This window comes from Streptomyces sp. NPDC049541 (genome assembly GCF_044465725.1).
Lineage (GTDB): Bacteria > Actinomycetota > Actinomycetes > Streptomycetales > Streptomycetaceae > Streptomyces.
On the sequence record NZ_JBITLY010000008.1, the window covers coordinates 36,949 to 57,288 of the forward strand.

At 71.0% G+C, this 20,340-nt stretch carries 22 protein-coding genes; 10 read left to right on the plus strand and 12 right to left on the minus strand.

Annotation, left to right across the window (positions count from 1 at the left end; translation table 11 throughout):
• Entirely contained in the window at positions 1–711 is a 711-nt protein-coding gene (locus tag ACIBW9_RS28370; protein WP_398959777.1) for a L,D-transpeptidase, read from the plus strand.
• On the opposite strand, the gene ACIBW9_RS28375 is transcribed toward ACIBW9_RS28370, so the two are convergent.
• The gene (locus ACIBW9_RS28375) at positions 698–2,158 is read right to left on the minus strand and encodes a sensor histidine kinase (RefSeq protein ID WP_398959779.1); all 1,461 of its coding nucleotides are present in this window, start codon (positions 2,156–2,158) and stop codon (positions 698–700) included. The two genes, ACIBW9_RS28370 and ACIBW9_RS28375, sit on opposite strands and share 14 nt — an antisense overlap.
• The gene (locus tag ACIBW9_RS28380) at positions 2,155–2,895 is read right to left on the minus strand and encodes a response regulator transcription factor (protein WP_398959781.1); all 741 of its coding nucleotides are present in this window, start codon (positions 2,893–2,895) and stop codon (positions 2,155–2,157) included. The genes ACIBW9_RS28375 and ACIBW9_RS28380 overlap by 4 nt, the downstream gene beginning before the upstream one ends.
• 150 nt (positions 2,896–3,045) lie before the next feature.
• On the opposite strand from ACIBW9_RS28380, the gene ACIBW9_RS28385 reads away from it, so the two are divergent.
• From ACIBW9_RS28385 to ACIBW9_RS28405, 5 genes are all read left to right on the plus strand, one after another.
• Positions 3,046–4,398, plus strand: coding sequence for a ferric reductase-like transmembrane domain-containing protein (locus ACIBW9_RS28385; RefSeq protein WP_398959784.1), 1,353 nt, complete (start codon positions 3,046–3,048; stop codon positions 4,396–4,398).
• Between the two features lie 10 nt (positions 4,399–4,408).
• Complete coding sequence (locus ACIBW9_RS28390; RefSeq protein WP_398959786.1) at positions 4,409–4,852, plus strand: FMN-binding protein; 444 nt, start codon at positions 4,409–4,411, stop codon at positions 4,850–4,852.
• Between the two features lie 75 nt (positions 4,853–4,927).
• Positions 4,928–6,310, plus strand: a complete 1,383-nt coding sequence (locus tag ACIBW9_RS28395) for a ferric reductase-like transmembrane domain-containing protein (RefSeq protein ID WP_398959788.1) — start codon at positions 4,928–4,930, stop codon at positions 6,308–6,310.
• A gap of 30 nt (positions 6,311–6,340) precedes the next feature.
• Positions 6,341–7,138 (plus strand): FMN-binding protein, encoded by a 798-nt coding sequence (locus ACIBW9_RS28400; RefSeq protein ID WP_398959790.1) that lies wholly within the window; start codon positions 6,341–6,343, stop codon positions 7,136–7,138.
• A gap of 55 nt (positions 7,139–7,193) precedes the next feature.
• Positions 7,194–7,934, plus strand: a complete 741-nt coding sequence (locus tag ACIBW9_RS28405) for an FAD:protein FMN transferase (protein WP_398960158.1) — start codon at positions 7,194–7,196, stop codon at positions 7,932–7,934.
• A gap of 84 nt (positions 7,935–8,018) precedes the next feature.
• Here the strand turns inward: ACIBW9_RS28405 and ACIBW9_RS28410 are convergent, their stop codons facing one another.
• From ACIBW9_RS28410 to ACIBW9_RS28445, 8 genes are read right to left on the minus strand one after another with little or no spacing between them, the layout of a single operon-like run.
• Positions 8,019–8,558: an arginine repressor gene (locus tag ACIBW9_RS28410; RefSeq protein WP_351466396.1), complete on the minus strand. Its 540-nt coding sequence runs from the start codon at positions 8,556–8,558 to the stop codon at positions 8,019–8,021.
• A gap of 7 nt (positions 8,559–8,565) precedes the next feature.
• On the minus strand, positions 8,566–9,759 hold the full coding sequence (locus tag ACIBW9_RS28415; RefSeq protein ID WP_398959793.1) for an acetylornithine transaminase: 1,194 nt from the start codon (positions 9,757–9,759) through the stop codon (positions 8,566–8,568).
• On the minus strand, positions 9,756–10,670 hold the full coding sequence (gene argB, locus ACIBW9_RS28420) for an acetylglutamate kinase (protein WP_115909264.1): 915 nt from the start codon (positions 10,668–10,670) through the stop codon (positions 9,756–9,758). Before argB ends, ACIBW9_RS28415 begins: the two co-directional genes overlap by 4 nt.
• The gene (argJ, locus tag ACIBW9_RS28425) at positions 10,667–11,818 is read right to left on the minus strand and encodes a bifunctional glutamate N-acetyltransferase/amino-acid acetyltransferase ArgJ (protein ID WP_398959795.1); all 1,152 of its coding nucleotides are present in this window, start codon (positions 11,816–11,818) and stop codon (positions 10,667–10,669) included. Before argJ ends, argB begins: the two co-directional genes overlap by 4 nt.
• Positions 11,815–12,843 (minus strand): N-acetyl-gamma-glutamyl-phosphate reductase, encoded by a 1,029-nt coding sequence (argC, locus tag ACIBW9_RS28430; protein WP_398959797.1) that lies wholly within the window; start codon positions 12,841–12,843, stop codon positions 11,815–11,817. The genes argJ and argC overlap by 4 nt, the downstream gene beginning before the upstream one ends.
• Before the next feature lie 45 nt (positions 12,844–12,888).
• Positions 12,889–13,260 (minus strand): GtrA family protein, encoded by a 372-nt coding sequence (locus tag ACIBW9_RS28435; protein WP_398959799.1) that lies wholly within the window; start codon positions 13,258–13,260, stop codon positions 12,889–12,891.
• Positions 13,261–13,286: 26 nt separating this feature from the next.
• The gene (locus ACIBW9_RS28440; RefSeq protein ID WP_398959801.1) at positions 13,287–14,237 is read right to left on the minus strand and encodes a glycosyltransferase family 2 protein; all 951 of its coding nucleotides are present in this window, start codon (positions 14,235–14,237) and stop codon (positions 13,287–13,289) included.
• Positions 14,238–14,240: 3 nt separating this feature from the next.
• Positions 14,241–16,850, minus strand: coding sequence for a YfhO family protein (locus tag ACIBW9_RS28445; RefSeq protein WP_398959803.1), 2,610 nt, complete (start codon positions 16,848–16,850; stop codon positions 14,241–14,243).
• Positions 16,851–17,110: 260 nt separating this feature from the next.
• On the opposite strand from ACIBW9_RS28445, the gene ACIBW9_RS28450 reads away from it, so the two are divergent.
• From ACIBW9_RS28450 to ACIBW9_RS28465, 4 genes are all read left to right on the plus strand, one after another.
• Positions 17,111–17,533: a MerR family transcriptional regulator gene (locus ACIBW9_RS28450; RefSeq protein ID WP_398959805.1), complete on the plus strand. Its 423-nt coding sequence runs from the start codon at positions 17,111–17,113 to the stop codon at positions 17,531–17,533.
• Positions 17,530–17,970 (plus strand): carboxymuconolactone decarboxylase family protein, encoded by a 441-nt coding sequence (locus ACIBW9_RS28455; RefSeq protein WP_398959807.1) that lies wholly within the window; start codon positions 17,530–17,532, stop codon positions 17,968–17,970. Before ACIBW9_RS28450 ends, ACIBW9_RS28455 begins: the two co-directional genes overlap by 4 nt.
• Positions 17,971–18,058: 88 nt before the next feature.
• Positions 18,059–18,310 (plus strand): hypothetical protein, encoded by a 252-nt coding sequence (locus tag ACIBW9_RS28460; RefSeq protein WP_398959809.1) that lies wholly within the window; start codon positions 18,059–18,061, stop codon positions 18,308–18,310.
• A 348-nt stretch (positions 18,311–18,658) separates the two neighbouring features.
• Entirely contained in the window at positions 18,659–19,102 is a 444-nt protein-coding gene (locus tag ACIBW9_RS28465; RefSeq protein ID WP_398959811.1) for a DUF6314 family protein, read from the plus strand.
• Here ACIBW9_RS28465 and ACIBW9_RS28470 read toward each other — a convergent pair.
• Positions 19,084–19,677 (minus strand): histidine phosphatase family protein, encoded by a 594-nt coding sequence (locus ACIBW9_RS28470; RefSeq protein WP_398959813.1) that lies wholly within the window; start codon positions 19,675–19,677, stop codon positions 19,084–19,086. The genes ACIBW9_RS28465 and ACIBW9_RS28470 overlap by 19 nt on opposite strands.
• A 103-nt stretch (positions 19,678–19,780) precedes the next feature.
• A complete protein-coding gene (locus ACIBW9_RS28475) occupies positions 19,781–20,218 on the minus strand; it encodes a GNAT family N-acetyltransferase (protein ID WP_398959815.1) in 438 nt (145 codons plus the stop codon).
• Between the last annotated feature and the right edge of the window lie 122 nt (positions 20,219–20,340).

Consider the following 20,340-nt stretch of genomic DNA (forward strand, 5'->3'; position numbering starts at 1 on the left):
ATGCGATCAGCTCTCGTCGCCGGCGCCCTGGTGTGCGCCTCGCTCCTGGTCCTCGGTGCCGTGCCGGCCTCCTCGGCCTCCGGCGCGCCGCTTCCCGCCCGGATGGCCGACACGGGTGGCGGTGCGCAGCTGATCACCGCCGTCGCCCCGAAGGCGGCCTCGACGACCGGCACGGTCACCTGGTGGGACCTGCGGGGCGGCCGATGGGTGAAGGCCGGTTCGGCGTCCGCGCGGTTCGGGGCGAAGGGCCTCGTGGAGGGGGAGTCGCGCAGGCAGAACACGAACACGACTCCGACCGGTCTGTACGACCTGCCGTACGCCTTCGGCATCGCGGCCGCGCCGCACGGGACCCGATACGCGTACCGCGCCGTGAAGCAGAGTTCGTGGTGGTGCGAGGACATCCCCTCGACGGCCTACAACCGCTGGACCGATCCGCGCCCGGCCGACTGCCGTGCGTCCGAGTCCGAGCACCTCGCCTCGTACCCGACGCAGTACGCGTATGCGTTCGTCATCGGGTTCAACTACCACCAGCGCGTACGGGGGCGGGGCGCCGGCATCTTCCTGCATGTCAACGGGCGTGGGGCCACCGCGGGTTGTGTGTCCGTGCCCAGGTCCGCGATGCGGGCGATTCTCCGGTGGGCGGTTCCCGGGAAGAAGCCGCACATCGCCGTCGGAACAGCGGGCGGAAGCACGGCGATCACACGGTACTGAGCCGTACGGAGAAGGTGGTCGAGCCCGCTCCGCTCTCCAGGCTCACACTCCCCCCGTGTGCCTCCGCCACCGCCGCCACGATCGACAGGCCCAGGCCCGCGCCGCCGCCGGGGGCGTCCTTGCGGCGGCGGTGTTCGGCCCGGGTGAAGCGTTCGAAGACGCCCGGCCGGATTTCCTCGGGGACGCCCGGGCCGTCGTCGTGGACCTTGAGGAGGACGGTCGTGCCCTCGGTCTCGAGGGACACCGTCACCTTCGTGCCGACCGGTGTGTGCACTCGCGCGTTGGTCAACAGGTTGGCCAACACCTGTTGCAGCCGGTGGGCGTCGCCGTTCACGGTGACCGGTTCCTCCGGCAGCTCCAGGGTCCAACGGTGCCCGGGGCCCGCGGCCCTGGCGTCGGTGACGGCGTCCAGGACCAGCATGGTGAGGTCGACGGGTTGCCGTTCCAGGGGGCGGCCCGCGTCCAGGCGGGCCAGCAGCAGCATCTCGTCGACCATCTCGCCCATGCGGGACGACTCGGCGGCGATGCGCTCCAGGGCCCGGGTGATCTCCGGCGGTACCGGGCCGGGATGGAGCAGGGCCAGTTCCGCGTGGCCGCGGACGGAGGCGACCGGGGTGCGCAGCTCGTGGCTGGCGTCGGCGGCGAAGCTGCGCAGCCGTTCCTCGCTGGCGTGCCGATGGGTGAGGGCGTCCTCCACGTGACCCAGCATGCGGTTGAAGGCGGCGGCCACCGTGCCCACCTCGCTGCGCGGGTCGGACTGGGGGGCGCGCGGCGGCAGGGCCACCTCGCCGCTGGCCAGGGGGAGTTCGCTGACCCGGGTGGCGGTCGCGGCGACCCGGCTCAGCGGTCTGAGGGACCAGCGCACCCAGAGGGCGCCCGCGACGCCGGTGAGGGTGAGGGCGGCACCGAAGACGATTCCGGCGACCAGTTCGAGGCGGTGGACGGTGGCCTCCACGGGCTCCAGGGGCAGCCCGGTGATCAGGACGTCGCCGTCGAGGCCCTCGGACGCGGTCACCCGGTAGCCGTGCAGCCCGGAGAGCCGGACGCTGTGCCCTCTGCCGTCGACCGGGACCGCGGCGAGCTGCCTGGTGTCCCTGGCCGTCAGCGTGACGTCGGCGACTCCGCCGGTCCTGACGACCGCGGCGTTGGTGGCCGAGCCGTCGACGAGGCGGGCGCCGAAGGTGCCGGCGGCCTGTCTGCGGTCGTCGCCGCGGTCGTCCGCGTCGTGGTCGCCGGGCAACCGGCCACCGTGTTCGAGGCTCACCGCGAACCGGTCCCCGGTCTGCTGCAGCTGCTCGTCGAGGCGGCTGGTGAGAAAGCCGTTCAGCTCGATCACGGCGGCGAGGCCCACCGCCGCGCAGCTGACCGCCAGCAGCACCACCAGGCCGACGGTGAGCCGGGCCCGGAGCGTCCGTGGCCGCGGCAGGCGCCGCCACTGCACCCTCATGGCGCCACCGGCTTGAGCACGTACCCGGCCCCCCGCACCGTGTGGATCATCGGCTCGCGGCCCGCGTCCACCTTCTTGCGCAGGTAGGAGATGTACAGCTCGACGACGTGGGCGCGGCCGCCGAAGTCGTAGGACCAGACGCGGTCGAGGATCTGTGCCTTGCTGAGCACGCGGCGCGGGTTGCGCATCAGGAAGCGGAGCAGTTCGAACTCGGTGGGCGACAGCTCGATCAGCTCGCCCGCCCGGGTCACCTCACGGGCCTCCTCGTCCATCACCAGGTCGCCCACCGTCAGCAGCGGGCCCTCGTCCAGCTGGCGGGCCATGCCGGCGCGGCGCAACAGTCCGCGGACCCGGGCGACGACCTCCTCCAGGCTGAAGGGCTTGGTGACGTAGTCGTCGCCGCCCGCCGTGATGCCTGCGATGCGGTCCTCCACCGCGTCCCGTGCGGTGAGGAAGAGCACGCACACGTCGGGCTGCACGGTGTGCAGGGAGCGCAGCACGGCGAAGCCGTCGGTGTCGGGCAGCATCACGTCCAGCACGACGGCGTCCGGCATCAGCTCCCGCGCCTCGGTCAGCGCGGAGGCGCCGTCGCCTGCCGAGCGGACCTGCCAGCCCTCGTAGCGCAGGGCACCCGAGAGCACCTCCGCGAGATCCGGGTCGTCGTCGACGACGAGGACCCGCAGCGGAGTGCCGTCGGGGCGGGTGAGGGCGGGGCGGCCGGAGCGGGTGGTGTTCATCGCCCTACCAGGATCACCCCTCGTCGGGGCGGGCGGCGGCCGCCGAAGCTCTGAGTTTCCTCTGAGTGGGCTCGGAGAGGGCCGGTTCAGAGGCTGCTGAGAGGTTGGGGCGGCACAGTTGCGTCCGGACGCAGGCGAAAGGACGCACACATGACCACCGTGTACGAGCGGCGGACGGCACCGGCCGTGGCGCCGGCCGCGCGGCGCTCCCCCGCGGGCCCCGTGCTCGCCCTGCTGTGGGCGGGGGCGGCGGCCGTGCTCGCCCTGTGGTGGACGGACACCGGGTCGGTGGTGGGGACGGCCGGCTGGCTGACCGGGGCCGGGCGGATCGCGGGGCTGTGGTGCGGGTACGCCTGTGCGGTGCTGGTCGGTCTGATGGCGCGGGTGCCGCTGCTGGAGCGGCGGATCGGCTCGGACCGGGTGGCCCGCTGGCACGCGATGGCCGGCCGCTACACGGTGTGCCTGCTGGTCGCGCACATCGTGCTGATCCTGCTCGGGTACGCCGCCCAGGACCGCGCCTCGGTGTGGCACGAGACGCTCACCGTGGTCCTTGACTACCCGGACATGCTGAAAGCCGGCTTCGGCACGCTCATCCTGTTCGCGGTCGGCATCACCTCGGCGCGCGCCGCCCGCCGTCGGCTCTCTTACGAGTTCTGGTACTACGTCCACCTGCTGACGTACCTGGCGGTGTTCCTGACCTTCTTCCACCAGCTGACTCTGGGCAACGAGTTCAACGGCCACACCGGGGCGACGGCCGCCTGGTACGCGCTGTACCTCGGTGTCGCGGCCCTGGTGCTGTGGTTCCGGGTCCTGGTACCGCTGCGGCTCAATCTCCGGCACCGGCTGCGGGTGGAGTCGGTGCACGAGGAGGCGCCGGGTGTGTACTCCGTAGTCGTACGGGGCGAGCGGCTGGACGAACTGGGCGTGCGGGCCGGGCAGTTCTTCCGCTGGCGGTTCCTCGGCGAGGGCATGGGCTGGACGTCGACGCCGTACTCCCTGTCGGCGACGCCCCGTCAGGACCTGATGCGGATCACGGTCAAGGCGCTCGGCGACCACAGCGCGGCCGTCGCGCTGCTGCGGCCGGGCACCCGGGTGTGGGCGGAGGGCCCCTACGGGTCGCTGACCCAGGACCGGCAGACGGCACAGAAGTCCCTGCTGATCGCGGGCGGCGTCGGCATCACGCCGCTGCGGGCGCTGTTCGAGACGCTGCCCGGCGAAGTCACCCTTCTCTACCGGGCACGCACGGCCGAAGACCTCGCCCTGGGCGGCGAGTTGGAGGCCATCGCCCGCTGGCGCGGGGCCACGGTGCTGTATGCGCTCAACGGGCCGGACGGACGGCGCCCCAGTCTCAGCGCCCAGTCCCTGCGCGCGTCCTTCCCCGACCTGGTGGGCCATGACGTCTACATCTGCGGCCCGCACGGCTTCGCCCGCGAGCTGTACGAGGCGCTGCGCACCGCGGGTGTGCCGGACCGCCGTATCCACCACGAGTCGTTCGAGCTGTGAGGCGGTAGAAGTGCACGCGTTGAAGAAGAACCGCCCGCTGCGCCGGATCGTGCTGGCGAGCGCCGCCACCGTCTCCGGGACGGTGCTGCTGCTCTCCCTGAAGCCGCACTCGGCACCGGCGGCGGCCCTGGCGGTACCCGCGCCGTCCGGCAGTTCGAGTGCCGCCGCGGCCACCGGCACGAAGACCGTCACCGGCGACACCGTCCAGACCCGTTGGGGCCCCGTCCAGGTCCGCATCACCCTCAAGAACGGCAGGCTGACCGAGGTGACCGCTGTCACCTACCCCACGGACAATCCGCGGGACCAGGAGATCAACAGCTTCGCCCTCCCCCGACTCAGGAGCGAGGCGCTGCAGGCCCAGAGCGCGGACATCGACACCGTCTCCGGGGCCACCTACACAAGTGAGGGTTACCGCCAGTCACTCCAGTCCGCCCTGGACTCGGCACGCGGCTGAACACACCGGCTTCGCGGCACGTATCTCTGGGCCAAGGGACCACGACAGCCCCCTTGCCCCCGCCCCGGAGGAACAGTGACCACCACGCTCGCAGGCGGCCGCGCCGCCCGCCGCCAGACGATGCGCCGCATCCGCCCGCGCCGCTCCCCGGCGACCGTCCTGCTGCTCGCCGTGTGGGCGGGCGCGGTCGGTGTGCTGTGGCTGTGGTGGCACAACACGCCGTCCATCGCCGACCAGAACGGCAAGATCCTCAACGCGGGCCGGATCACCGGTCTGCTGGCGGGTTATCTGATGGCGCTCGTGGTGCTGCAGATGGCCCGGGTGCCCGCTCTCGAACGGCGCGTCGGCTCCGACCGGGTGGCACGCTGGCACGCGATGAGCGGCCGCTACACGCTCTGCCTGGTCTTCGCGCACGTCTTCCTCATCATGTGGGGCTATGCGCTGCAGGCGGGCAAATCGCTCGGCGACATCGTCCAGCAGACGATCGACTCCATCAACCAGCTGCCGGACATGGGCAAGGCGGCCATCGGCACCGGCCTGTTCGTGGTCATCGGGCTGACGTCGATCGGCCCGGTGCGGCGCAGGATCCCGTACGACACGTGGTACCACGTCCACCTGCTGACGTACGGAGCGGTCTTCCTGACGTTCTGGCACCAGATCACCACCGGCAACGACTTCGCCGTCGAGCCGACCGCGAAGACCTTCTGGTACGCGCTGTACGGGTCGGTGACCGCGCTGGTGGTCTGGTACCGGATCCTCACCCCGATCCGGCTGAACCTGCGGCACCGCATGCGCGTCGAGGCGGTCATCGAGGAGACCCCGGGCATCGTCTCGGTGCTGATCGGCGGGCGGAAGCTGCACCGGATGGGCGCGGAGGCCGGCCAGTTCTTCCGGTGGCGGTTCCTCGCGCCGGGCATGCGGTTCTCCTCCCACCCGTACTCGCTGTCGGCGGCACCCCGCCCCGACATGCTGCGGATCACCGTCAAGGCGATCGGTGACCACAGCGCCCGGCTGCGCGAGCTGACGCCCGGCACGCGGGTGTGGGCCGAGGGCCCTTACGGTGCGATGACCGCGCAGCGGCGCAGCCGCGGCAAGGTACTGCTGGTGGCGGGTGGCGTCGGCATCACGCCGATGCGGGCGCTGTTCGAGACGCTGCCCGGCGCCTCCGGCGACATCACGCTCCTCTACCGGGCCAACACCACGCAGGACCTGGCCCTTTGGGACGAGCTCGCCGCCATCGCCGACGACCGCGGGGCCCGGCTCATGTACGCGGTCAACAGTCCGGACGGGGAGCGCCCGGACATCTCGGCGGAGCGGCTGCGGCAGAAGCTGCCGGACATCGAACAGCACGACGTCTTCATGTGCGGGCCTGCCGGGTTCGCGCAGGGCGTGTACGAAGCACTGCGCGGGGCGGGAGTGCCCGCCCGCCGCATCCATCACGAGTCGTTCGAGATGTGAGCGACGGGACTTCAGGAGTCTGGGAAAGCGATGAAGAAGAGTCACCCCATCCGGCGTGTCGTGCTGGCCACCGCCGCCACCGTGTCGGGCGTCGTACTGCTGTTGTCGCTGAAACCGGCGTCCGACCCGAACGCCCAGGCGGCCGGCGCGGCCCCGCAGCAGACGGCGGCCGCACAGGAGTCGCCCCAGGGCGGCACCGCGGGCGCCGGGAGCGGCACGGTCGACGGCAGCGTGGCCCAGACGCAGTACGGCAACGTCCAGGTCCGGCTGACCGTCGCCAACGGCAAGATCACCAAGGCTGAGGCGATCCAGGCGCCCAAGGGCGGTACCAGCGACCAGAAGACCGCGCTGTCCATACCGAAGCTGACCAAGGAGACGGTCGCCGCGCAGAGCGCGCAGATCGACTCGGTCTCCGGGGCGACGTACACGAGCAACGGCTACAAGCAGTCTCTGCAGTCGGCGATCGACAAGATGAAGGCGAGCGCCGGTTCCTCGCAGGGCAGCGGCGGTTCCGCGTCCGGCAGCTCCCAGGGCTCGGGCTCCGCGAGCGCCCAGGCCAAGACTGTGACCGGCAGTGTCGCGCAGACCCAGTACGGGCCGGTCCAGGTCCGGATCACGGTGGCGAACGGCAAGATCACCAAGGCCGACGCGGTGCAGGCGCCCAAGGGCGGGCTCAGCGACCAGAAGACGGCGATGGCCATCCCGAAACTCAACCAGGAGGCGGTGGCGGCCGGCAGCGCGAAGATCGACGCGGTGTCGGGTGCCACGTACACGAGCAGCGGCTATATGCAGTCGCTGCAGTCGGCTCTGGACCAGGCCGGTGGCTGAGTCGGTGGCCGAGTCGGCAGAAGCTCCCGCCGCGGTGCGTCATGCGGAGGAGGTCATGGGGACCGTCTTCTCCTTCGACGTCCGCGGCGGGGAGCCCGGTGCGGTGCAGGCGGCGCTGGCGGAGGCTATCGCCGGGCTGCACCGGGTGAACGAGGTGTTCAGCACCTACCGCGAGGACAGCCAGGTCTCCCGGCTGACCCGCGGTGAGTTGACCGTGGAGCAGTGCGCCCCCGAGGTCGCCGAGGTGCTCGCGCTGGGCGCCGAGGCGGAGCGGAGGAGCGACGGCTGGTTCAGCCTGCGCTACGAGGGGCGGCTGGATCCGACCGGCATCGTCAAGGGCTGGGCCGCCGAGCGCGCGGCCCGGCTGCTGGCGGCCATCCCCGGCGTGAGCGGTGTGAGCATGAACGGCGGCGGGGACGTCCAGCTGCTCGGCCTGCCCGAGCCGCACCGGCCCTGGCGGGTCGGGGTGGCGGACCCGCTGCGCCCTGGCGGCCTCGCGGCGGTCGTCTCCGCGGCCGGCGCCGACGAGCTGGCGGTGGCCACCTCCGGCACCGCCGAACGCGGCGCCCACATCGTCGACCCCCGCACGGGCCGCTCCGCGGTCACCGACCTGGTGGCGGTGACGGTGGTGGCCCCCAAGCTCACCTGGGCGGACTGCTGGGCCACCGCAGCCTTCGCCATGGGCTCCAACCAGGGCCTGCGCTGGCTGGAGTCCCTGCCGGACGTGGAGGCCCTACTGATCACAGCAGGCGACGAGGTGAGATGCACAGGGGGCCTGGCTGCTCGCCTGGGCTGACTGAAGCGCCCCTTCAGGGGCGCGGGGAACTGCGCGACCAGCCACGACGAGGTCGTAGTCGGCGGACGGCAGCAACCACCCCCCTCAGTGGCCGTTCTGAGCCAGCCTCAGCAAATGCTCGGCCAGCGCACTCCCCCCACTGGGATCACGGCTGATCAGCAACAACGTGTCGTCACCGGCAATCGTGCCGAGAATGTCGTGCAGTTCCGCCTGATCGATGGCCGAGGCCAGGAACTGCGCCGCCCCCGGCGGCGTCCGCAGCACCACGAGATTCGCCGACGCCTCGGCAGAAATCAGCAGCTCCTGCGACAACCGCCGCATCCGCTCTTCCTTCGCCGACTCCCCCAGCGGCGCCCGAGGGGTCCGGAAACCCCCCTCGCTCGGCACCGCATAGATCAGGTCACCGTCGTTGTTGCGGATCTTCACCGCGTTGAGCTCGTCGAGATCCCGGCTCAGCGTCGCCTGCGTGACGTTCAGCCCGTCGTCGGCCAGCAACTTCGCCAACTGGCTCTGCGACCGCACCGGTTGCCGGTTGAGGATGTCCACGATCCGGCGGTGGCGTGCGGTGCGGGTCTGCGGCACGGCAGGCCCGGCGTGCTGTGCGTCGTCCTGCGCGTGACTCATCGTCGTCTCATTCTCCGGATCCGTCCCCGTCGGCCTGGTCCAGGATGCCGGGCAGCGCCTGGAGGAACGCGTCCACCTCGTCGTCGCCGAGAGTCAGCGGCGGCATCAGCCGTACGACGTCGGGGGCGGGCGCGTTCACCAGGAATCCGGCCTCCTGAGCCGCCTGGCGCGCCTGGGGCGCGAGCGGCTCGGTGAGCACGATACCCAGGAGGAGGCCCGCACCCCGGACATGGTCGATCAACGGGTGGCCCAGTGACTCGATTCCGTCCCGCAGCTTCTCGCTCTGCTGCTTGACGTTCTCCAGCAACCCCTCGTTCGCGATCGTGTCCAGGACGGCGAGTCCGGCGGCGCAGGCGACCGGGTTGCCGCCGAAGGTCGTGCCGTGGTGCCCGGGCTGCAGCAGCTCCGCGGCCCTCCCGAAGGCGACGGTCGCGCCCAGCGGCAGTCCGCCGCCGAGCCCCTTGGCGAGGGTGACGACGTCCGGCAGGACGCCCTCGTGGGCCTGGTACTCGAACCAGTGGCCGGTACGACCGACTCCGGTCTGCACCTCGTCCAGGACCAGCAGCGCACCGGTCGCCGCCGTGATCGCACGGGCCGCCTTGAGATAGCCGGGCGGCGGGGGGACGACGCCGATCTCGCCCTGGATCGGCTCCAGGATGACCAGCGCGGTCTCCTCGGTGACCGCGGCCGCGAGCGCCTGCGCGTCGCCGTACGGCACATGCGTGACGTCTCCGGGCAGCGGCAGGAACGGCGTCCGCTTGCCCTCCTGCCCGGTCATCGCGAGGGCGCCCATGGTGCGGCCGTGGAAGGCGCCTTCGGTGGCGACGATGTGCGTCCGCCCGGTCAGCCGGCCGATCTTGAAGGCGGCCTCGTTGGCCTCGGCGCCCGAGTTGCAGAAGAACACCCTGCCGTCCCGGCCGAACAGCTGCAGCAGCCGCTCGGCAAGGGTCACGGTCGGCTCGGACATGAAGAAGTTGGAGATGTGGCCCAGGGACGCGATCTGCGTGCTGACGGCCTCGACGATCGCCGGGTGGGCGTGGCCGAGCGCGTTGACCGCGATGCCTCCGACGAAGTCGACGTACTGCTTGCCGTCGGCGTCCCACAGCTTGGCGCCCTCGCCGCGCACCAGGGGCAGCAGCGGGGTGCCGTAGTTGTTCATGAGCGCGCCCTGCCACCGCGCGGTCAGTTCCTGGTTGCTCACGACTCCCCCTGTACGTGCGGATTCTCGTCGGGCACGACCATCGTGCCGATGCCCTCGTCGGTGAAGATCTCCAGCAGGATCGAGTGCTGGACCCGGCCGTCGATGACGCGGGCGGTGGTGACACCGTTGCGCACGGCGTGCAGACAGCCCTCCATCTTCGGCACCATGCCGGAACTCAGCTCCGGCAGCAGCTTCTCCAGTTGGGAAGCCGTGAGGCGGCTGATCACCTCGTCGCTGTTCGGCCAGTCCTCATAGAGACCCTCGACGTCCGTGAGGACCATGAGAGTCTCCGCTCCAAGAGCAGCAGCGAGTGCCGCAGCCGCCGTATCAGCATTGACGTTGTAGACATGTCCGTCGTCCTGGCTGCGGGCGATCGAGGAGACGACCGGGATGCGGCCGTCGGCGAGCAGTGCCTCGATCGCGCCCGTGTCGATCGCGGTGATCTCGCCCACCCGCCCGATGTCGACCAGTTCGCCGTCGATCTCGGGCTGGTGCTTGGTGGCGGTGATGGTGTGCGCGTCCTCGCCGGTGAGGCCGATGGCCAGCGGGCCGTGCTGGTTGAGCAGCCCGACCAGTTCGCGCTGGACCTGTCCGGCGAGCACCATCCGTACGACGTCCATGGCGTCCTCGGTGGTGACGCGCAGGCCGGCCTTGAACTCGCTGACGATGCCGTGCTGGTCGAGGGCGGCGCTGATCTGCGGGCCGCCGCCGTGCACCACGACGGGCTTGAGGCCGGCGTGGTGCAGGAACACGACGTCCTGCGCGAAGGCGGCCTTCAGGTCCTCGTCGATCATGGCGTTGCCGCCGAACTTGATGACGACCGTCTTGCCGTTGTGCTTGACCAGCCAGGGCAGCGCCTCGATGAGGATCTGGGCCTTGGGGAGCGCGGTGTGCTTACGAGTGGTGCTCATGACGAATAGGCGCTGTTCTCGTGGACGTAGTCGGCGGTGAGGTCGTTGGTCCAGATGGTGGCGGTCTCGGACCCGGCGGCGAGGTCGGCGACGATGTGCACCTCGCGGTAGCGCATGTCGACCTTCTCGCGGTCCTCGCCGACGCCGCCGTTCTTGCAGACCCAGACGCCGTTGATGGCGACGTTGAGCCGGTCCGGCTCGAAGGCGGCCTTCGTCGTGCCGATCGCGGAGAGCACACGGCCCCAGTTGGGGTCCTCGCCGTGGATCGCGCACTTGAGGAGGTTGTTGCGGGCGATGGAGCGGCCCACCTCGACGGCGTCGTCCTCGCTCGCCGCGTTGACCACCTCGACCTTGATGTCCTTGCTGGCGCCCTCGGCGTCCCGGATCAGCTGCTGGCCGAGGTCGTCGCAGACCTGCCGTACGGCTTCGGCGAACTCCTCGTACTCCGGGGTGACTTCGGAGGAACCCGAGGCGAGCAACAGCACCGTGTCGTTGGTCGACATACAGCCGTCGGAGTCCACCCGGTCGAAGGTCGTGCGCGTCGCCGCCCGGAGCGCCCTGTCCAGTACGTCGCTGTCGAGGGCCGCGTCGGTGGTGAGGACGACGAGCATGGTGGCGAGGCCGGGCGCGAGCATGCCGGCGCCCTTCGCCATGCCGCCCACGGTCCAGCCGTCCTTGGTGACGACGGACGTCTTGTGGACGGTGTCGGTGGTCTTGATGGCGATGGCGGCCTTCTCACCGCCGTGCTCGGAGAGTTGGGCGGCGGCCGTCTCGACGCCCGGGAGCAGCTTGTCCATGGGCAGCAGCACGCCGATCAGACCCGTGGAGCAGACCGCGACCTCGACGGCCCCCCGGCCGAGGACCTCGGCCACCTTCTCGGCGGTGGCGTGCGTGTCCTGGAAACCCTTGGGGCCCGTACAGGCGTTGGCGCCACCGGAGTTGAGGACGACCGCGGAGACCTGGCCGCTCTTGAGGACCTGCTCGGACCACAGCACCGGCGCGGCCTTCACACGGTTGGAGGTGAAGACACCGGCGGCGGCGCGGCGGGGCCCGTTGTTGACCACGAGGGCCAGGTCCGGGTTGCCGTTCTCCTTGATTCCGGCGGCGATGCCCGCCGCCTGGAATCCCTTGGCTGCCGTGACGCTCACGGTGCGACTCCGATCGTGGAAAGCCCCGTGGACTCGTCGAGTCCGAGGGCGAGGTTCATGCTCTGGACGGCACCGCCCGCGGTGCCCTTGGTCAGGTTGTCGATGGCGCTGATCGCGATGATGCGGCCCGCCGCCTCGTCGTACGCGACCTGCACCTGAACGGCGTTGGAACCGTAGACGGACGCCGTCGCGGGCCACTGGCCCTCGGGCAGCAGGTGGACGAAGGGCTCGTCGGCGAAGGCCTTCTCGTACGCGGCGCGCACGGACTCGGCGGTCACGCCCGGCTTGGCCTTCGCGCTGCAGGTGGCGAGGATGCCGCGGGGCATCGGCGCGAGGGTCGGGGTGAAGGAGACGGAGACCCGCTCCCCGGCCGCCGCGCTGAGGTTCTGGATCATCTCGGGGGTGTGCCGGTGGCCGCCGCCGACCCCGTAGGGCGACATGGAGCCCATGACCTCGCTGCCCAGCAGGTGCGGCTTGGGCGCCTTGCCCGCGCCGGAGGTGCCGGAGGCGGCGACGATCACGGCCTCGTTCTCGGCGAGGGAGGCGGCGTAGGCCGGGAAGAGGGCGAGGGTGGCGGCGGTCGGGTAGCAGCCGGGTACCGCGATGCGCTTGGACCCCTCCAGCGCGGCGCGGCCACCCGGCAGTTCGGGGAGGCCGTACGGCCAGGTCCCGGCGTGCGCGGAGCCGTAGAACCTCTCCCAGTCGGCCGCGTCCTTGAGCCGGAAGTCGGCGCCCATGTCGACGACGAGCACGTCGGGGCCGAGCTGCTCGGCGACGGCGGCGGACTGGCCGTGCGGCAGGGCGAGGAACACCACGTCGTGCCCGGCGAGGACCTCGGGCGTGGTCTCCTGGAGTATCCGGTCGGCCAGCGGCAGCAGGTGCGGCTGCAGTGCGCCGAGCCGCTGGCCCGCGTTGGAGTTGCCGGTCAGGGCCCCGATCTCGATCTCGGGGTGCGCCAGGAGCAGACGCAGGAGCTCTCCGCCCGCGTATCCGCTCGCTCCGGCCACTGCCGCACGTACCGCCATGTCATCCTCCTCCTGGATGGCATGACTATACGTATCGACGCACGTTTATGCAATCGGGGCGGGGTCCGCCTTCGGCAGCATGATCCGGCGGGAGACGAGGAAGGTCACCGGGATGGCCGCCAGGGACGCGAGCAGCGGAGCGAAGCGGCTGCTGAAGTGCAGCAGGTCGACGAGGACGTAGACGCCGGCCGTCGTGCTGACGAAATTCGCGGCATTCGTCAGGGGGAACAGCATGAATTTCCGCAGCGTCGGGCGTGTCCGGTAGGTGAATCGCGCATTGAGGAAAAATGAACCGGTCAGGCTGAGCGCGGTCGCGAGGATATGGGCGAGGAGGTAGGGGAAACGAGCGAGGAGCAGCAGATAGGCACCGTAATACGTGCCCGTGTTGACGACACCGATCACGGCGAAGGTGATCATCTGCCTCGAGACAAGTGCACTGCGCATCAGGGAATGAGGTCCTTCGCCCGGTCCACATTGCTCGCCTTCACCAGGAAGTGCGGGCGCCGTTTGACCTCGTAGTAGATGCGGCCGGTGTACTCCCCGATGACCCCGAGCATGATCATCTGCACTCCGGCGACACCGGTGACGGCGGTGATGATCGTGACATAGCCGGGCGTCTGCACGCCGTGGATGAGCGCGGCGCCCACGATCCACGCGGTATAGGCGAGGGCACACAGCAGCAGGCCCATGCCCAGGTAGAGGGCGAGGCGCAGCGGCCTGTTGTTGAAGGAGAGGAGCCCGTCGATGCCGTAGTTGAGCAGGCTGCGCAGGCTCCAGGAGCTGCGGCCGGCCTCGCGTACGGCGTTCTCGTACTCGAAGGTGGTGCTGGGGAAGCCCACCCAGGCGAACAGGCCCTTGGAGAAGCGGTTGTACTCGGTGAGCTCCAGGACGGCGTCCACCACGCGGCGGGACATCAGCCGGAAGTCGCCGACGCCGTCGACGAGTTCCACGTCGACGAGGCGGTTGATGAAGCGGTAGTAGAGGCGGGCGGTGACGGTGCGGGTCATCCGGTCACCGGTCCTGGTGCGCTTGGCGATGACCTGGTCGTAGCCCTCCTTGCGCAGGTCCACCATGCGTTTGATCAGCTCCGGCGGGTGCTGGAGGTCCGCGTCCATGACGATCACGGAGTCTCCCGTGGAGTGGCGCAGACCGGCCAGCAGGGCCGCCTCCTTGCCGAAGTTGCGGCTGAAGGAGAGGTAGCGCACGCGCGCGTCCCGGTCGGCCAGCCGCTCCAGCGCCGCGAGCGTGCGGTCGCGGCTGCCGTCGTCGACGTAGACGAACTCCATGTCGTGACCGAGTGGAAGGAGCTCCTCCGCGACCTTCTGGACCTGGTCGTGGAAGCGCTCGATGACGTCTTCCTCGTTGTAGCAGGGTGCGACGATCGATATGAGCATGGTTTATCCCCTGGGGACGCGGTCAGAGAACGCCGTCATGGGCTCGCGCGGACGGGTGCGGGTGGTCGGTGGGGTGGGCGTGGCGGAACGCCGTCGGCGTACGGCGGTGACGGCGCCGAGCAGGATCAGGGTCAGCAGCGAGGCGGCCCCGACGGCCGTGCCGAGGCGCAGGCCGGGCGGATGGAACTGGCAGGTGACGCTGGTCGAGGAGCCGTCGAGCGGGACGGCGATCAGGCCGAGGAACTGCCTGGCCGGTACGGCGTCGCCGTGGCCCGCGGCGCAGCGCCAGCCCGCGATGCGGGGAGCCGCGAGGACCGCGAGTCCCCGGCTGCCCGCGGGCAGTTCGGCCCGGACCGTGGCGTCGGAGACGGTGACCTGTGTGGCTCCCGTGGACTTGAGGTGTGCGACGGCCTTGTGCAGCCGGGTGGTGTCCAGGCAGCCGACGGCGCCCCGCGGAATCAGGCCCGGGCGGTCGGGGGTGAGGTCGATGCGCAGCCGGCCGGAGGCCGGGGCCGTGCCGAGCGGTGCCATGGCGGCGCGGTTGCGCGGCAACTGGGCGCGGAAGAGCGCGGCGTGACCTGCGAGGCGTGCGGTGCCGGAGTAGCGCGGGGCCCACAGGTAGACCTGGCTGCCGGCCGGGCAGCGGGCCGTGATCGTCGGGTGGGTGAGGGCCGTCCCTTGACCGACCCAGTCCTGCTCCCGCATCGGCTTTCCGTTGTCGTCGCGGACGGCGGTCCGGGGGAGGGTGTAGACGCGGGCGCCGAGCAGCAGCTCCTGGTTGCGGTACGGCGAGGGCCCGAAGGACGCCCGGCCGGGCGTGCCGCGTACCGTCACCAGAGGCGGCACGTCCTGCCGGGAGACCGACCACGGGCCGCCGAGCTGCGGCAGGTACTTCTGGTGCGGGTCGACGGGGGAATGCACCCGCGCTCCGACGGAGAAGATCGCGTCGGTGACGGGGTTGTCGAGGCTCTGCAGGTTGCGCCCCCGCGAGGTCCAGCCGTCGCCGAGGGCGGTGAGGGTGCGGGTGAGGACGTCGGCGGTGAGGCTGCTGTAGTACTGGGCGCCCTGGCCGCCGACCAGCAGGGGGTCGTTGGCCACGGTCTGCTCCCGGCCCGGGTCGGTGCGGTACCGCGGCCAGCCGTCGGCCCGTGCGATCGCCTCCGCCTGGGTCTCCTGCCGGGCTCCCCAGGGCGCGTAGTCGTCCATGTGGCCGAGGCGCACACGGGTGGCTACGGCGGAAGTGGCCGCCGCCTCGCCGAACTGCCCGCCGAACAGCAGCACCAGGGCGAGCCAGGCCACGGCGGTACGACGGCCGTCGGCGCGGCGCAACAGCAGCAGTCCGCCCGCCGCACCGACGACGGCGAGCACCAGGATCGGCCAGGCCACCGGCTTCACCAGGTGACTGAGGCTCGCCACGGCGGCGATCAGGGCGAGCAGCGCTCCCGCGGCCCCCAGCGCGCGCCGGTCGGGAGGGCCGTACGACAGGGCCTGCCAGGCGGCCATCACCAGCAGCGCGCACACCACGAAGGCCTGCCGGTAGGGGCTGCCCTGGGGGGTGGCGAAGGCGTGCCAGACCAGGTGGGTCGGCCCCCACTGCAGCGTCAGTACGACCGCGGCGACGAGCAGCGTCCACCCGGTGCGCACCCGCCCCGGAACCGCCCGGTGGAAGGGCAGCGCGAGGGCGAGGAGCAGCGCCGCCATTCCGACGTAGAGGGCCGGGGTGCCGAAGCTGTACGTCGCGGGCAGCAGACGGGCCAGCAGGTCCTGGGTGCCCACGGGCGCGAACTGCACGACCCGCCCCGGGTAGGCGTGCTTAGTGCCGAAGTACACGACGGTCACCAGCGGTGCGGCCAGGCCCATGCCGAGGACGACGGTGGCCGCGGCTCGCCCTGCCGTCACGAGTCGCTGTCTGCGGGAGAGGTCGCAGAGCCAGAGCCGGAGCAGCAGCACCAGGCCGGCGCAGAGGGTGGCCATGTACGCGGTGTAGAAGTTGGCGATCCAGGCGAGGGCCACGATCAGGACGCCGGGCAGCGGGCGCCGGCGCTGCAGGGTCCACTCGCCGACCAGGCACAGCAGCGGCAGGGCGATGAGTCCGTCGAGCCACATCGGGTTGTAGTCGCCGAGCGCCACGGTCCAGCCGCACAGGGCGTACGAGGCCCCCAGCAGCCCGGCGCCCCACCAGCGGCCGGGGCGCAGGCTCAGCAGCAGCCAGGCCATCGCCGCGCCGGCGGAGGCGATCTTCAGCACGGTGATCACATAGACCGCGAGATCGATCTCGTGCCGTGGGAACAGGCCGACGAGCAGGGCGAACGGGCTGCTGAGGTAGGTGCCCAGGTCGGGCAGGAAGCTCGAGCCGAAGCCGGACTGCCAGTTGACGAAGAGTCCACCGTCGGCCCTGCCGTGCAGCAGGTCCCACAGGTGCGCGTGGAAGGGCACGTACTGGTTGCCGAGGTCGTTGACGCTGCGGGTGCGGGGGCCGAAGGGGTAGCTGCGTGCGACGGCGTCGGCGGCGCAGAACACGGCGGCGGAGATGACGGCCGCGAGCAGGGCGGCGGCCTTCTTCGGCGAGAAATGACCGCTCGAAACGGCTGTGGACAGGGTCGAGCGATCCATTCCTTGGCACTCCCCGCGGGTTATCGATTCGACGGCTTAGACGGACTCCGTTTCCGTTTGGTTGTGCCGTCCGCAAAAAGTGGTGAAGCCCATTCCGAAATACGAAGGAGCGCTTGGAGAATAGTGAACGACCGGGAAACAGAACTCTCCCGGAGAGTTATTTGATGGTGAAATTCAGCGGGCCGGCGGGTGCAGCCCCCAGTGGTGCACCCGGTGATCTGCTTGACCTGGAGTGCGCTCCAGGTTCTACCGTCCTGTTCATGACCAGCGGACACCCCCTCCCGCAGAACCGGGAGCCGACACTCACGATCGCCGAGGTCGCCGAGCGCACCGGGCTCTCGCACGACACCCTGCGCTACTACGAGAAGGCGGGCCTGATCGAGCGGGTCGGCCGGACCACCGGCAACCAGCGTCGCTACGACGCGGCCGACCTGGCCTGGCTGGAGTTCCTGCTGCGGTTGCGCGAGACCGGTATGCCGATCGCCGACATGCAGCGCTTCGCACAGCTGCGGGCGGAGGGGGACGGCTCGGTCGCCGCCCGGCTGGCGATGCTGCGAGAGCACCGCGCCGAACTGGGCGACCGGATCCGGGCGCTGCGCCGCAACGCCCGTGCGCTGGACGACAAGATCGACCACTATGAACGACTGCTCGACGGGCGGTCGGGGACGGAAGACCCGAAATGAGCGAGAGCACCACCCGCGAAGACCGCTTCGCCCACGGCATGGAGGTCCTCAAGCGAGTCGACGGCGAAGCCGGTCAACGCGTCGTCGAGTCCCTCGCCGACATCAACCCCGAGCTCGGCCACCAGGTCGTCGCCTGGGCCTTCGGGGAGATCTACGACCGTCCCGGGCTCGCCCCGCGCGACCGGCAGTTGGTCACGCTGGGCATGCTCACCGCGCTCGGCGGCTGCGAGGCCCAGCTCGACGTGCACGTCAACGCGGCCCTGAACGTGGGCCTCAACCCCGAGCAGATCGTCGAGGCCCTGACCCACTCGGCGGTGTACTGCGGCATGCCGAGGGCGCTCAACGCCACCTTCGTGGCGAAGAAGGTCTTCGCCGAGCGCGGACTGCTGCCGCTCGGACAGCAGCCCGCTCAGGAGACCCCGGCCACCTCCGCCTGATCTGCAGCGCGCCACCCGGGTCGACCGCCGTACGGGCGGGGCGACGACGCCCGTGTACTGACGAATACGCGGGCGTAAGGTCGACGCCATGGATGCGTTGACGCCTTTCCTTCTCCTGGTCGGTGGCCTGGCCGTCGTGATGGCGGCCTTCACCTCGCTGGCACGGCGGATCCGGCGCCGTGGCACCGCCGGCGGCGGCCTGGGCGGGGCGCTCGCCGCATACGAGGAGGCCTTCCGCGCCACGAGTCACGCCGCCCACCACGAGATCCGCGCCCAGGCCGACCGCAAGACGCCCACCGGCTCCCCCGATCCCCTGCGCCCCCGGCGGAAGAAAGGCTGAACATGGGCGACTTCCGGCCCGTGGCGGACGCACTCGCGCATCTCGCCGGACGCCGGCCACTCCTCAGACCGCTCCCCGAGGGCGCGCTGCAGCACGAGAGCCGGCCCCTGCCCGACCGCAAAACACTCACCACCTCCCCCGATCCCCTGCAACCCCGCCGGAAGAAAGGCCGAACATGGGCGACTTCCGGCCCGTGGCGGACGCACTCACGCATCTCGCCGAACGCCGGCCACTCCTCAGACCGCTCCCCGAGGGCGCGCTGCAGCACGAGAGCCAGCCCCTGCCCGACCGCAAAACACTCACCACCTCCCCCGATCCCCTGCAACCCCGTCGGAAGAAGAGCTGAACATGGGCGACTTCTGGCCCGTGGCGGACGTACTCGCGCATCTCGCCGGGCGCTGGCACGTGCAACGCACCGTGCGGGACCTCACGAGCGGCGACGAGGGCCGGTTCGAGGGCACGACACTCTTCAGGCCACTTCCCGAGGGCGGGCTGCTGCACGAGGAGTCCGGCATGTTCAGCTGGCAGGGCGTCGCGCGGCCCGCCGAACGCACCCTGCGCTTCCTGCCCGGGGGTTCACCGGGCACCGCGGACGTGCGTTTCGCCGACGGGCGCCCCTTCCACCAGCTGGATCTGACCGCCGGGCACCATGTCGCCGACCACCCCTGTGCGGCGGACCTCTACCGCGGCGAGTACACCGTCCGCGACGCCGACCACTGGCGGACGGTGTGGCGGGTCGGCGGCCCCGCCAAGGACCTCGTCCTGACCACCGACTACGTCCGCGAGGGCTGAACCGGGGCCCCGTCGAAGCGCAGGTTCCAGCGCCCGGCGTGACCCGTCACGGTGGTCGTCGACAGGGGGCGCACATCGATGTTCCAGTACGTCGACGGCGGCGCCTTCAGCGCGTACACCAGAGCCGCGCGGACGACGGACGGCTCGGCCACGGCGACGATGCGGCCGCCGTCCTCGGCGGGCCGGGTGTCGAGCCAGTTGCCGACCCGGGCGATGAAGCCCTGCAGCGACTCGCCACCGTGCGGGGTGGCCCGCGGGTCGGCCAGCCAGGCGTCCACCGCCTCCGGCTCGCGGGCCATCGCCTCACCGAGGGTCAGCCCGCGCCAGCGGCCCATGTCGCAGTCCCGCAAAGCGAGTTGGACCAGCGGCGCATAGCCGAGGGCGTCGCCGGTGGCACGGCTGCGCGGCGTGGGCGAGCAGTAGCGCAGCTCCGCCGCCGCCAGCGGCACCAGATCGCGGGCGACGCGCTGCACCTCGTCCCAGCCGGCCTGGTCCAGCGGACGGTCGTCCTCGAAGCGCTCGGCGAGCAGAGGCGAGCTGCGCGCGGCGGCGACGAAAGTGACCCGAAGTTGCATGCGGCGATGGTGTGTCGGGAAAGTGCGCAGGTCAAGGGGTGTTCGTGAGCATTCACCGACGGTGCCCGAAAACTTACTTCAAGGTCAGGACCTGCCGGACAAGTCACTCGAAAACGAGGGCCATCCAGATGTCCGGCTGCGCCAGCGGCTCGAATCCGAGCTTCGCGTAGACCCCGTGCGCATCGGCGGTGGCGAGCAGGATGCGCCGCAGCCCGTACGGCTCCAGGTGATCACGCACGGCGCCCACCATGGCCGTACCGATGCTCTTGCCGCGCACGGACCGGTCGACATATACATCACACAACCAGGCGAAGGTCGCCCGGTCGGTGATGACCCGGGCATAAGCCACCTGTTCACCGGAAACCGTGTCGTACACCCCGAAGTTGAGCGACCCGGCCACCGCCCGCTCCTGCTTCTCCCGCGAACGGCCCTTGGCCCAGTAGGCGTCGGTGGTCAGCCACCGGTGGACGCGGTCGGCATCGAGACGGTCGGGGTCGGTGGAGATCTCATAGCCTTCGGGGAGGCTCGGCGCGTCGGTCATGGCAGGGACATTCGCAGGCCGGGGTCGAAGACGTCGAGCGGTTTTTCACCGGAGCAGGGGCGCTACCGGCGCATATCCGCCAACGGTTCGGCAGCGACCCTTGGGGGCGCGGGGAACTGCGC